We start from the raw sequence: 13,205 nt of genomic DNA on the forward strand, positions 1-13,205 counted from the left end.
CCTTTTCATTTACCCGTTCCCTTTTTGAAAACGGGTTACACACTATAGACAGCGCAGATCAGGAAATTGTTTCTGGGCCTTCTCTCACATTTTCTCCATAAAAAAGAGACATGGATCATCCATGCCTCTTTTACCGGGAAGGTCTTTGCGCAATGGCTTCATAAACGGCTTCCTCCAGATCAGAGTTGCCGAACATCTCCAAAACGCCGATGACGGTTTGATCAGGAATCGGTTCTGATTCCTCCTTCGGCACGACGAGCTCTTCAGCCGTTTTTCGCAGCTCTTCGTTTAAAGGCTGTCCGGGATAGGCCCTGCTGTAAATCGCCATCGGATCAAGGTCATGATTGACGCACCATTGGGCAAACACCAAAATCATCATGTTTTCGTCACGCCGGTAATATTCTTCGAGTTGTTTTTCAGTAAACGGCTTCACTATCATTCGCTCCTCCAGAAAATCTATCCCTAAGATACACAAACACAGAGCGGAAGTAAACCAAAGAGGGTGAAACATTTATTTCACAGCGGGAAGTGCGGATGTGCACGGAAGCGATTTTCGTTTTCTTCCCATATTAATGCTTCGTTCCGATAGTTCACTTTCATAAGAAAAAAAGCGCCCCTCTCGGGACTGACCCCCGTTTTTGAGACAGGGATCAAAACACCTTTAAGCAGCCAGCTGTCGGTATGTGACCGGCGGCTGGTTGTTTAGTTTCGTTTGAATACGAATGTTGTTATAATAGTGTATATAGGTTTCGACAGTTTGTTCTACGATGGTCGTCGTAGTGCTTTCCAACCTGTCGAGGTAGAACGTTTCAGACTTTAGTGAGGAATGAAACGATTCGATGGAGGCATTATCAGCGGGCGTCCCTTTGCGGGACATGCTCATGGTAATGCCTTTTGTTTTAACAGCTTTCTGATACTCATAAGATGTATAAACAGAACCTTGGTCACTATGTAACACGCAGTTCTCTGGCAGTGCAGGCAGCTGATCAAGTGTGTGTAAGACAAAGTCTGTGTCCTGTCTATCGCCAATCGTAAAAGCAATCACTTCTCCATTGTATAAATCCAATATACTGGAAAGATACAATTGTTTCTGCCCATAAGGCAAATATGTGATATCCGTTACTAGCTTTTCCAGAGGGCGATCAGACTGAAAGTTTCGATCCAATATATTCTCGGCCACGGCATATGGCTGCCCATTCTTCTTGCGCTTTTTCACCTTAACCCGGCATTGCCACTGATTCTTCTGCATAATGCGCTGAACCGTTTTATGATTCATACGCATTTCCTTTTTTAATATGGCTGTGATTTTCCGATAGCCATATCGATACTTGTGTTCTCGGCACAACGTGCCGATTTGTTTTTCTAAATGGTATTTAGGGTTATCTTTCATCAGATTCTTCTTCCAACGATAATAAGATGCTCGTGAGATACCTAAATGAATACAGATATCCTTTATGGTCATTGTGCCGCGCAATGCTTCTACAAGCTCGACTGGCGTTTCGCTATCAGCTTCCTTTCCAATTCGTTGTACTTTTTTAACACTTCATTCTGTTGTCTCAGATAACAATTTTCTGCCTGCAGTTTCTCTAATTCGGAAGAATACTCTGGACCTTTTCCATAAGAATATTGCTTTCCGACGGGTTGTTCGAATCGATGTGTATCCCCAGCTTTATACCACCTGACCCATGTCTGAATCTGCGTCTTATTCTTTATATTCAATTCCTGCATGATCTCCTTCACAGGCACGCCCGCCAATCTCATTTCTACAGTCTTCTGTTTGACTTCAACCGGATAACTCACTCTTGTCCTCATAGAAAAACACCTCCAAGTCTAATTTCGGATAACAACGATCCGTTTTCAAACTTGAAGGTGTTTTTTGTTTGTCTCATATTATGGGGTCAGTCCCCTCATAGAAAGGCGCTTTGTCATTCTTATATTTTTCTGTCCCAATGCCGATGCTCAGCCACGGCCTTCAGAAATTGTTCATGGTTTCCGTCCGGAACAAGGCCGGGGCCGTTTTCGGTTCCGGCGGCGAGGGCGAGAAGTTCTTTTCCTTCACCAGAGGCGCCGATCGCTTTGTAATGGCTGAAGGCTTCACTGACGAAATCTTTAGCCGGTTTTTGGGCTTTGAGGCTGTCAGTGCTATGTTGTCCGCCCGGAATGAAAACAGCGTCATACAGGACGGAATCCGCTGTCAGGAAAGTGGCTGACGCTTCGAGCTCCGTGCCGTTTTCTCCCTTGATGGTTCCAAGCACAGGACTGATGATATCGGCTCTGACTCCCGCCTGTTTGCATGCGTCAAGCAACTGTTTGACTTCCTCATCGGCAAACCCGTGGTCGGCTAAAACCGCGACCTGCCTTGTGGCTGCCGTCTTTACCGTATTTTCCTGGCTTAAGGCTGGGGAAGTGAACGTTTCATCAGATTCACGGTCCTTTGGCGGCGGGTTCACACCGATTCCTTTCGCAACGCGCTCGGCAAGACCGGCGTCGACGTGACTGAAGACATCAATCACCTGCTGCTGAACATCCTTGCTTTTCACTTTTCCTACCTCAAAACTGAACGCGGAGATGATATGTTCCTTCTCGGCGGGAGACATGCTGTTCCAGAACATCTTCGCCTGAGAAAAATAGTCATTGAAGCTCTCGCTGCGCTGGCGGATTTTTCTGCCTTCTACTTTTTCCTCGTAATGAACGTATCCGCCTTCTTCTTCTGAGGCCGGCGACGGATCATTGTTCTGCAGAGAGTTTTTATGATAGGCGACAGGGCCCTTATTGATCGTCATCCGGTGGTAGCCGTCGTATTGGTTGTTATGAAACGGGCAGACCGGGCGGTTGATCGGAATCTCGTGAAAATTCGGTCCGCCAAGACGAATGAGCTGTGTGTCCGTATAAGAGAAAAGCCGTCCCTGCAGAAGCGGGTCATTGGTGAAATCAATGCCCGGCACGACATTTCCCGGGTGGAATGCGACCTGCTCCGTTTCCGCAAAGACATTGTCCTGATTGCGGTCGAGGGTCATTTTTCCGATCAGCTTGACGGGAACCAGTTCCTCCGGCCAAAGCTTCGTCGGATCAAGGATATCGAAGTCAAATTTAAATTCATCTTCTTCGTCAATCATCTGAACACCGAGCTCAAACTCGACTTTGCCGCCGTTTTCAATGGTCTCCCACAGGTCGCGGCGATGGAAATCGGGATCTTTCCCGGCAATTTTCTGCGCCTCATCCCAGACGAGAGAATGCACGCCGAGAACCGGCTTCCAGTGGAATTTCACGAAACGCGCTTTTCCTTTCTCGTTGACGAAACGGAATGTATGCACGCCGAAGCCCTCCATCATCCGGTAGCTTCGCGGGATGCCGCGGTCAGACATCGTCCACATGACCATGTGCGCGGATTCAGGATTGTTGGCGACAAAATCCCAGAACGTGTCATGAGCCGTCGCTGCCTGCGGCATTTCATTGTGCGGTTCCGGTTTAAAGGCATGGACGAGATCCGGGAACTTGATCGCGTCCTGAATGAAGAATACCGGAATATTGTTTCCGACGAGATCGTAATTCCCTTCTTCGGTATAAAACTTAGTCGCGAATCCTCTGGCGTCACGGACTGTGTCGCCTGACCCTTTGGAGCCCGCCACTGTTGAGAAACGGACGAAGACAGGCGTTTTGACAGACGGATCCTGTAAAAATTTCGCCCGTGTATATTCCGTCATCGGTTCGTACACCTGAAAATGCCCATGAACGCCGTATCCGCGGGCATGAACGACCCGTTCCGGAATCCGCTCATGGTCAAAATGCGTCATTTTTTCACGAAAATGAAAATCCTCCATCAGCGTAGGGCCGCGGACACCCGCTTTTAAAGAATGCTCATCCTCAGACACACGAAGTCCCTGATTGGTCGTCATTTTCTTCCCGCTGTTATCAGACCTGTACTGCTCAAGCTGCTCGTCTTTTGAGTGCTCATTTACTCGTTTGTTTTGATCATCACTCATGTCAGTTCCCCCTTTTAAAACGAAACATTCTACAGCACATTTACCCGCGGTGTTCCCTATATAAACTGCTGATCGGCTCAATAGGATTTTAGGTCTATATCTAAATATGCGGTCATACACATTTGAAATAAGCCTTCGTGACAGAAAGAAAACATGGAAGCGCTTACTAAAACAACCGTTGAAAAAGGGAGGTCCTATCGTGCTTGCCATACTCGGTTTTGTGATGATCATTGTCTTTATGTACCTTATTATGTCTAACCGGCTTTCCGCTCTTATTGCCTTGATTGTCGTTCCTGTTGTGTTTGCCCTGATCAGCGGATTTGGCAAAGATCTCGGCGGGATGATGATTCAGGGCGTGACAGACCTCGCTCCTACCGGTATCATGCTTTTATTCGCCATCCTATATTTCGGCATTATGATTGACTCAGGTCTGTTTGATCCTCTCATTGCCAAAATTTTATCATTTGTCAAAGGAGATCCGTTAAAGATCGCCGTCGGCACAGCGGTCCTGACGATGACCATTTCGCTCGACGGAGACGGGACAACGACCTATATGATTACGATTGCGGCGATGCTGCCTCTTTATAAACGGCTCGGCATGAACCGTTTGGTATTAGCGGGAATTGCGATGCTCGGTTCAGGGGTCATGAATATTATTCCGTGGGGCGGACCGACGGCGAGGGTTTTGGCTTCCTTGAAATTGGACACGTCAGAAGTCTTCACTCCGCTGATTCCCGCCATGATTGCCGGCATTCTTTGGGTGATCGCCGTTGCTTATCTCCTCGGAAAGAAAGAACGGAAGCGGCTCGGCGTCATTTCGATCGATCACGCGCCGTCCTCCGATCCGGATGCGGCGCCGCTCAAGCATCCCGCTCTCCAATGGTTTAACCTGCTGCTGACTGTCGTCCTGATGGCCGCTCTGATCACCAGCCTGCTCCCGCTCCCTGTTCTTTTCATGACCGCGTTCGCCATCGCCTTGATGGTTAACTATCCAAATGTCAAAGAGCAGCAGAAACGGATCTCGGCGCATGCGGGAAACGCGTTAAACGTTGTGTCCATGGTGTTTGCGGCCGGCATATTCACAGGCATTCTCTCCGGTACAAAAATGGTGGATGCGATGGCGCATTCTCTCGTTTCACTCATTCCTGATGCCATGGGTCCGCATCTGCCGCTGATCACTGCGATTGTCAGCATGCCGTTCACCTTTTTCATGTCAAATGACGCCTTTTATTTCGGTGTCCTTCCCATCATCGCAGAAGCCGCTTCCGCTTACGGAATAGACGCCGCTGAAATCGGAAGAGCCTCCTTGCTGGGCCAGCCGGTGCATCTGCTCAGCCCGCTTGTGCCTTCCACCTATCTATTGGTCGGAATGGCGGGCGTCAGCTTTGGCGGCCATCAAAAATTCACCATTAAATGGGCTGTGGGGACAACGATTGTCATGACAATTGCGGCGCTTTTGATTGGGATTATTTCGTTTTAATCAGAAAAGGATTTCCGCTGGCGGAAATCCTTTTCTATACATTATTTTTTTGTATAACGCACCCAGTCGTAATGAGCGTACAGCGGATTTACGCCATTATAGGAACCGAGCCAGTCATCGACGCCCGTACCATTCCACAAATTCATCATGATTTTCCCCGGCGCTGACGGAATTTGGGTGGTCGCAGTATGTTTTAATTGCCCATCGACATACCATTTAATAGAGTTTGGCTGCCAATCGAACGCATACGTATGATAGGCATTGGCTGCATCAAATCCGAGATCCGCCAGCTTCTCATGATTTCCCGCACCATTTGTATAATAGTTAAATTGAACCTTTGTTGTGTCTTTTCCTAAAAACTCGATATCAATCTCATCCCAAGGAGTCCCATCCGTTGGACCTGTATAAGTAAAGAACGATGAAACAATCCCTGTGTTTTTAGCCGGTTTCATTCTGACTTCATAAAGTCCATAGCCATATTTTTGAGCCGAACGGTTTTCCCCGCAGTCAAACTTGTTATAAGACGGACTTGTCAGCGCCAAACGCATTTCACCTGATGACGTCACGGATACGTTATTTGCACGCCAAGTGCAGTTAAACATATCTCCATTCGAGTAACCATCTGCTTTTTGCCATAATCCGGAGTTATAGCTGTTAAAAGGTTCAAAAAACGATCCGCCTGTTTGAGCCGAAGCACTAGAAGTGACCGCACACAAACTCAAAAACAATCCAGTGACAAGAAGCAGCAGCACTCGTTTCATACGATAAGGCATATTGGCATTCCCCTTTCTTGGAAAGCGTTTTTTTATTGATCATACATGATTCTGTTAAAAGGGAACATCGGTCAGAATAATGATAATAATGAATCTTAAAAAACCTAAATTACATTAGCACAGTAAGAGATAATCCGCACTCATTGTAATTTAGGCTCATATGTAAAATGAATAAATGATGACGCTCTCATTATGCTTGTTTGACTACCCTTTCTATATGAATCGTTAAATACAGCAGCTCATCACTAGTGAGCTTGTGCTCATACTTTCTCTCCATGCAGGTTTGGATTTTCTTCGTGCATTCATACGCCCGATGGTATTTTTCTTTCACTGTCTCCAGCAAAAAGTCGTCCCGGCTTTCCATGTGTGTGCCGTTAAAAAGGCGCTGTGCGAAAAACTTTAAGTGGGTGACAAACCGATAATAGTGAAGTGATTCTTCATTGAATTCAATCTTAAAATGGTATTTTACGATACTCAAAATCTCTTGCATGACTTTTGTAATGCTGATGATATTGGGCATCTCCTCATTCAGCTCGGCATTTACAATATGCAGCGCAATAAAGCCTGCTTCATCCTCCGGCAGAGACACGCCAGTCTTGTTTTTTACCATGATCAGCGCTTCTTTTCCGATTGCAAATTCGTCTTTGTAGAGCCTTTTTGTTTCCCACAGCAAAGCATTTTTGATATCCAGCCCTTTCTTATTGCGCTGGATGGCAAAGTTAATATGGTCGGTCAGCGACACATAAATGCTGTCGTTGAGCTTTTTGCCGAGCCGTAATTTCGCATAGCTGATAATCTCTTCGGATACTTCCATACACTCGATCGGGATATCATACAAAAGGGTTTTGAACTTTTCGGATACATCTCTGTTATCGAGGGTGAACACTTTCTCAATACGGGCTTCATCTACAGGGTCTCCCGTTTTCTTTTGAAAAGCAATGCCCCGCCCCATGATAACCAATTCCTGATTGCCTTCCTTAAGTACACTGACGACATTATTATTAATGACTTTCGCAATCTTCAATTCTGTCTCCCTCCCGCCTGACCATTTACCTGCCACACCTTGATTGTACATCCTTTTTGAACTAGGTCAATATCTCCAGGTCAATCAGAAAACAGGGTGCAGAAATCTTTGTCCAACGATGCGGATGAGGCGCATATAATGCAGAGAACCGGTTTTTGAGAAGGAGCGTGTGTGATGAAACGGTTTTCGAAAGAAGAAAGCAGCTGGATGCTGTATGATTGGGCCAATTCAGCTTATTCGGTCATTATTATGACGGCGGTATTTCCCCTGTTTTTTAAAGCGGCCGCGGCGGAAAACGGCGTCAGCGCGGCTGATTCCACCGCTTATTTAGGCTATACGATTGCCGCCGCGACTTTTATGTTGGCGATGCTCGGCCCCGTCTTAGGAACGATTGCCGACTACAAAGGATGCAAAAAACGGTTTTTTGCCTTCTTTTTTCTGATTGGTGTGGCGGGCACCGCCGCGCTGGCTTTGATTCCCGGCGAATCTTGGATGCTGTTGTTAATTTGTTATACGATTTCCACGATCGGCTTTGCCGGATCTAATGTGTTTTATGATGCGTTTCTCGTTGATGTGGCCGCAAAGGAGCGGATGAATATGGTGTCGGCCAGGGGGTTTGGGCTGGGCTATATCGGCAGCACAATCCCTTTTCTCCTCAGCATTGCCGTCATTCTGTCAGCACAAGCGGGGGCGATTCCGCTGTCCGCCCAGGCTGCGGGCCGCATTGCCTTTTTGATTACGGCGGCTTGGTGGGGACTGTTCACGATTCCGCTCCTTCGCCGCGTCCGCCAGCGCTATTATATCGAGAGAGAGCCGCGGCTTGTGATCAGCAGTTTTAAACGGCTGGCCGGCACGCTGAAGCAGATCAGGAAGTACCGGGCGCTGTTTTTGTTTCTGCTCGCCTATTTCTTCTACATCGACGGGGTTGGCACCATCATTACAATGTCCACGTCATACGGGGCAGACCTCGGCATCAGCGCGGCAAATCTGCTGATTGTTTTATTTGTCACTCAGGTCGCCGCCGCCCCTTTTTCGATTTTGTACGGGCGGCTGGCCGAACGGTTTAAAGGAAAAACGATGCTTTATGCCGGAATCTGCGTGTATATGATTGTCTGCACGTATGCTTATTTTATGGATTCCGCTTTTGATTTCTGGGTTTTGGCTATGCTTGTCGCCACTTCCCAAGGCGGTATTCAGGCGCTGAGCCGCTCTTACTTTGCCAAGCTTGTCCCCAAACAGCACGCCAATGAGTTTTTCGGCTTTTATAATATCTTCGGCAAGTTTGCTTCGATTATCGGCCCGCTTTTGATTGCCGTCACCGCCCAGCTGACCGGGAATTCGTCAGCCGCCGTGTTCAGCCTGATTTTATTATTTGTGATCGGCATCGCCATCCTTGCATTTGTGCCTGAAGAGAACAGTGCCGATAGCAGCCAGCAGCAAAATGACCTGCCCCTTTAACTGGGAGCAGGTCATTTCATCATTTATTCGCTTTATTCACCTTGAGCTTTTTCCCTTTGACGGTTGTGTTCTTCATCACTTTGAGAACTTGAGGGCCTTTTCCGTTTAAAATCTCAACGTAAGAGGCGTTGTCCATAATTGTGATAATGCCGATGTCGTCAGCTGTCACACCGTCAATTTTGGCGATCGTTCCTACGAAATCAACGGCTCTGATTTTCTTTTTCTTTCCGCCGTTAAAGTACAGTTTCATGATGTCTTTGCTTAACTGTTCGCTTTTGTCTGTTTTGACGTCTGGGCGGGCGTTCAGTTTTTCCGCAAAAGCCGCTTTCCGTTCCGCTGTTTCTTTTTCTGACGGTGCTTCCCGCTTTTGGATGCGGAAACCGATATATGTCTCAATGTCATTCAGAAACCGCCCCTCAAACGGCGTCACAAACGTGATGGCCCGGCCGCGGTGTCCGGCGCGGCCCGTTCGGCCGGTGCGGTGCACATAGCTTTCTTTTTCAAGCGGAATGTCATAATTGATGACGAGGCTGATGTTTTCAATATCAATTCCTCTGGCGGCAACATCGGTCGCAACGAGATAGCGGAACTCGCCGCGCTTGAACTCATTCATGACGTCAAAGCGGTCTTCCTGCACCATGCCGCCGTGAATTTTATCGCAAGGATAGCCCAGCCTGTCCAGCTCATCGGTTAACTGGATGACTCTTTCTTTTGTCCGGCAGAATATGATGCAGCTGTCCGGATTTTCGGTGATCAGGACATCACGCAGCAATGATGATTTGTCCTCTTCTGCTGTTCCGGTGACAAAATGCTCAATATCTTTTGTCGTCAGGCCTTCCGCTTTTACTTCAATCAATTCAGGGTCTTTCATATATGTGCGGCTCAGCTTCTCGACGTCGTCCGGGAGCGTCGCTGAAAAGAGCATGGTGACTCTGTTTTTCGGCAGATGCTGAATGATGGCTTCCACCTGTTCAATAAATCCCATATTCAGCATTTCGTCCGCTTCGTCAATCACTACATACGCCAGCCGTTCAAGCGGCAGCGTCCCTTTCTCTATATGATCAAGCACACGCCCCGGCGTTCCGGCAACGACGTGGCTTTTTTGCTTCAGTTCGGTTTTCTGTTTATCAAAAGAAGCTTTTCCGAAAACCGCCGTGGCTTTTATCCGTTTAAAACGGCCGATATTTGTGATATCTTCTTTAATCTGCGCCGCAAGCTCGCGGGTCGGCGTTAAAATCAGGGCCTGCGGTTTGTTTTCCTCCCACTCCGCAAGCTCACAGATCGGAATGCCGAAGGCTGCGGTTTTGCCGCTGCCCGTCTGCGATTTGACGACGAGATCTTTTTTTTGCAGCGCGGCGGGGATGACGCGCCTCTGCACTTCAGTCGGCTCGGTGTATTGCAATCCTTTCAGCGCCCGTTGGATATCGGGGCTGATCGCGTATTCATTAAACTCATTCATGACTAAACTCCTTCTCTGTCCGGCTCCCCTCATTATACGCGAAACGCCGCCGCTTTACCCTGACGTTTTGCCGGAACATTCGGGGGACTGCTTTTTCACTTGTTTTTTTAAAAATTTTATAGATATCCCACTTGTAATACAAATCCATAATATAAGTAGACATTAAAGGTTATTTTAGAGAGTACAGGAACTTATGACCTTTTACTCATATAAAAAAACCGCCGGCTAGGGCGGTTTTTCGTATTATGGATAGCGGAGATTTGTATTTTGTGCTCCCGCGTAGGATTGGGCGAAGTTTTTGGCATCCTGCGCTGAAAGCGTGCCGTAGCTGTAATTGGATCTCGGATTCCAGCCGGTGCGCGGTGATTTCGGAGCTATGAGCGACGGGAATGAACCGATGTCAGTGAATTGGGCCGTCCCGTAGTCGTCTATCATTCCGCCTTTTTCATTTCCGTTGCCGAAGTAGTTGGCTTCTGAGAAGACAGTCGCGTTTGTATGAATGGTAAATCCTAAATTGAAATTGGTCACATAGTTGTTTTTCGCGTGAAAATAGCCGTATCTCATCAGGCCCGGTGAACGGACATAGACGTTATTAAAATAGTTGTTGGTGATCGTCATATGCGGATAGCCGATATAATTGCGTCCTTCGTTATCATCATTCGGATAACCGAGAATCAGGCCGTACAGATGATCGGAGAATTTAGAATTAGACAGCGTCACAAAATCCGCTTTGGCGCCGACATACAGAAGCTTTCCCAAATCGCTGTGGCTGTTCGGATTGTAGCTGTGCCCTTCAAACCACACATGGTCAATCCAGTAATTCTGTCCGTTCGCTATGTACATCGGAATGTCATTGTTGCCCGTAATAGCTGCACTATGGCCGATAATGAGATTTTTGAAAATCACATTGTTTGATCCGGAGCCTGTTGTCAGATAGATGTTGGTCAGCCTGTGGCTGGTATAAGAGCCGACGATGGTTTTATTGGCGCCGACTGTCACGACAGCTTTACCCGGGGAGTAAATATCACTTGTGATGACAATGGTTTTGCGGTCCGCCCCGCCCGCATTGTTTTTCAAATCATTGAGATTGCTGACGTAGACGACGGGGCCGCCCTGGCCTCCCGATACGGCGGATTTTGCTTTTCCGTTATGATCCTTCGCATTTCCCGCAAATCCGGTAAGTCCCTGCATCACATCCGGATACGCCGCTGCCGCTTCTGCCTGCTTGGATGCGGAACATACGATGGCCAGACAAAGCGCAAATCCGAGTGCAGCTAAGAAAGCGAGATGACGCGTCTTCTTGATCATGCCCTTCACTCCTTTAATCTCTTAAATTGTAAGTACATGAAGTATTATACAATTACTATCCTCTTTTTCCATGATCTGTTTGTCTTCTTTTTCATTGTGGCTGAAAAGCCCCAAAACAAAAAAAGCAGCCGATACGGCCGCCTATATACGGGTGCTGTCTGCCTGAGCCTCCGCCGGCACGGCTTTATGCTTTCGAATCAAGGACAGCGCCATCCCCGCGAAAATCATCACAATCCCCAAAGATTGATAAAGATCGGGGCGAAATCCCGTAAACACGGTGTCAAGCACGATCGCCACAGCCGGATCAAGAAATACGATGATCGAAATAAACCGGGTGGATAAAAACCGCAGGCTGTCAAAAAAGAGCAAATACACAATTCCCGTGTGAATGATGCCGGTCGATACAATCATGATCCAGTTCACCTGCGACAAATCAGAAAAAGCACCGAAACGGACGAACGGGAGAAGAATGATGACGCCCAATCCGGTCTGCAAACAGGTGACGGCATATGGGCTGAGGCTGTTGATACCTTTCCCGGCCAGTGTCGTAAAGGCGTAAAAAAGGGCGGCCAGCACAGCCCAAATAATCCCCGATCCCATCAGCTGAGAAAATGACGTATTTCCGTTGATGCCAGAAATCAGGGCGGTGCCCAGAAAACAAATCACGATGGAACTGACGGACACAAGATGCAGTTTTTCCCGGTATAGGAGACTCCCGAGGAGAAGAACGAGAACCGGAGCCAAATGATAAACGGAAATTGCTATCGTCACTGATGTTTCCTCAAATGATTTAAATAAAAACACCCAGTTCAGCACGAGAAAAAATCCGCAGGCCAGTGTCTGCAGCACCTCACGCCGGTTCCATTGTTCGGTGCGGTACCGTCCGGAACCAAACCAGCAAACGCCCAGAAACAATGAGGCGCACAGACATCTCACAAAGACCAGTTCAATTGAAGGCACATTCGTATGTTCTGAGAAAAAGCCGATTGATCCGAAAATGACCATGGAAATGACCATTTTGATGACGGCATTTGATGCTTGTTCAGCTTGCATTGATTCGCTTCCTCCATATCATTGACTGTTTATTCAGACAAATACTAACAGCCATTTTACGTGATTCAGAGGAAGATTTCATCCTATTTTTCGAAAGACGGAGGTCTTTTCTCATAAAAAAAGCCCCGCATCAGCAGGGCCGTCTGTTAATGAACGATCAGTACAGGGCAAGGAGACAATTGTGAGACTTTGTGGCTCACGCTTCCGAGCATCATTTCTTTAAATCCGCTGATTCCGCGGCTTCCGACGACAATCAGATTGAAATGCTGTTCTTTCGCTATGTTTAAAATTTGATGTGCAGGTTCGCCTTGAACGTACAGGCTTTCCGCGTTTACTCCGCTTTCCGCCGCTTTCTGCTTGGCATCTTCCAGAATGGCTGCTCCTTTTTGCGCGACTTCATGTTTGATGTCTTCAATGAAGTTTTCCGGAACATAGACAATTCCGGTTAAGGCTGTTGTGGAGACAACGGCTTCACGTCCCGCATAGAGAATGGTGAGTTCCGCCTGCTGTTCTTTCGCCAGATGGATCGCTGCATCCAGAGCTTTGCTGCTCATGTCTGAACCGTCTACTGCTGCAAGAATTTTTTTAAACATATGAATCCCGCCTTTCTGCTTTTATTGTCCTCCTCTCATTGCTGAATGTCAATTTTGCCGGCTTTCTCCGGAAC

General features: G+C 47.5%; 11 protein-coding genes. 2 read left to right on the forward strand and 9 right to left on the reverse strand.

The features are described 5' to 3' along the window. Positions 1–130: 130 nt before the first annotated feature. The 3 genes from ABDB98_RS18510 to ABDB98_RS18520 all read right to left on the reverse strand — a co-directional run bounded on the left by ABDB98_RS18510 (position 131) and on the right by ABDB98_RS18520 (position 3,983). Positions 131–439 carry a hypothetical protein gene (locus tag ABDB98_RS18510; protein ID WP_438420934.1) on the reverse strand — a complete coding sequence of 103 codons (309 nt, stop codon included), beginning with the start codon at positions 437–439 and terminating at the stop codon, positions 131–133. A gap of 222 nt (positions 440–661) precedes the next feature. Further along, a protein-coding gene (locus ABDB98_RS18515) for an IS3 family transposase (RefSeq protein ID WP_438420799.1) occupies positions 662–1,812 on the reverse strand; the annotation gives its coding sequence in 2 pieces (ribosomal slippage) (positions 662–1,539 and positions 1,539–1,812; 1,152 coding nt in all). 119 nt (positions 1,813–1,931) lie between these two features. Continuing rightward, positions 1,932–3,983, reverse strand: coding sequence for a catalase (locus ABDB98_RS18520; RefSeq protein WP_438420935.1), 2,052 nt, complete (start codon positions 3,981–3,983; stop codon positions 1,932–1,934). Positions 3,984–4,182: 199 nt separating this feature from the next. Here ABDB98_RS18520 and citH point away from each other — a divergent pair, with 199 nt between their 5' ends. Then, positions 4,183–5,463, forward strand: coding sequence for a citrate transporter CitH (gene citH / locus ABDB98_RS18525; protein WP_438420936.1), 1,281 nt, complete (start codon positions 4,183–4,185; stop codon positions 5,461–5,463). A gap of 41 nt (positions 5,464–5,504) precedes the next feature. Here the strand turns inward: citH and bglS are convergent, their stop codons facing one another. Next, the gene (gene bglS, locus ABDB98_RS18530) at positions 5,505–6,236 is read right to left on the reverse strand and encodes a beta-glucanase (protein WP_438420937.1); all 732 of its coding nucleotides are present in this window, start codon (positions 6,234–6,236) and stop codon (positions 5,505–5,507) included. Between the two features lie 190 nt (positions 6,237–6,426). Next, entirely contained in the window at positions 6,427–7,260 is an 834-nt protein-coding gene (gene licT, locus ABDB98_RS18535; RefSeq protein WP_438420938.1) for a BglG family transcription antiterminator LicT, read from the reverse strand. Positions 7,261–7,431: 171 nt separating this feature from the next. Between licT and ABDB98_RS18540 the strand changes: the two genes are divergently transcribed. Further along, the gene (locus ABDB98_RS18540) at positions 7,432–8,718 is read left to right on the forward strand and encodes an MFS transporter (protein ID WP_438420939.1); all 1,287 of its coding nucleotides are present in this window, start codon (positions 7,432–7,434) and stop codon (positions 8,716–8,718) included. A 19-nt stretch (positions 8,719–8,737) separates the two neighbouring features. On the opposite strand, the gene ABDB98_RS18545 is transcribed toward ABDB98_RS18540, so the two are convergent. From ABDB98_RS18545 to ABDB98_RS18560, 4 genes are all read right to left on the reverse strand, one after another. Continuing rightward, positions 8,738–10,177, reverse strand: a complete 1,440-nt coding sequence (locus ABDB98_RS18545) for a DEAD/DEAH box helicase (RefSeq protein WP_438420940.1) — start codon at positions 10,175–10,177, stop codon at positions 8,738–8,740. A 243-nt stretch (positions 10,178–10,420) separates the two neighbouring features. Continuing rightward, a complete protein-coding gene (locus ABDB98_RS18550) occupies positions 10,421–11,485 on the reverse strand; it encodes a polysaccharide lyase family 1 protein (RefSeq protein ID WP_438420941.1) in 1,065 nt (354 codons plus the stop codon). A gap of 141 nt (positions 11,486–11,626) precedes the next feature. After that, entirely contained in the window at positions 11,627–12,538 is a 912-nt protein-coding gene (locus ABDB98_RS18555; RefSeq protein ID WP_438420942.1) for a DMT family transporter, read from the reverse strand. Positions 12,539–12,684: 146 nt separating this feature from the next. Beyond that, the gene (locus ABDB98_RS18560) at positions 12,685–13,131 is read right to left on the reverse strand and encodes a universal stress protein (RefSeq protein ID WP_049627663.1); all 447 of its coding nucleotides are present in this window, start codon (positions 13,129–13,131) and stop codon (positions 12,685–12,687) included. Positions 13,132–13,205 lie beyond the last annotated feature (74 nt).

The organism is Bacillus siamensis (assembly GCF_051628075.1).
GTDB lineage: Bacteria > Bacillota > Bacilli > Bacillales > Bacillaceae > Bacillus > Bacillus siamensis.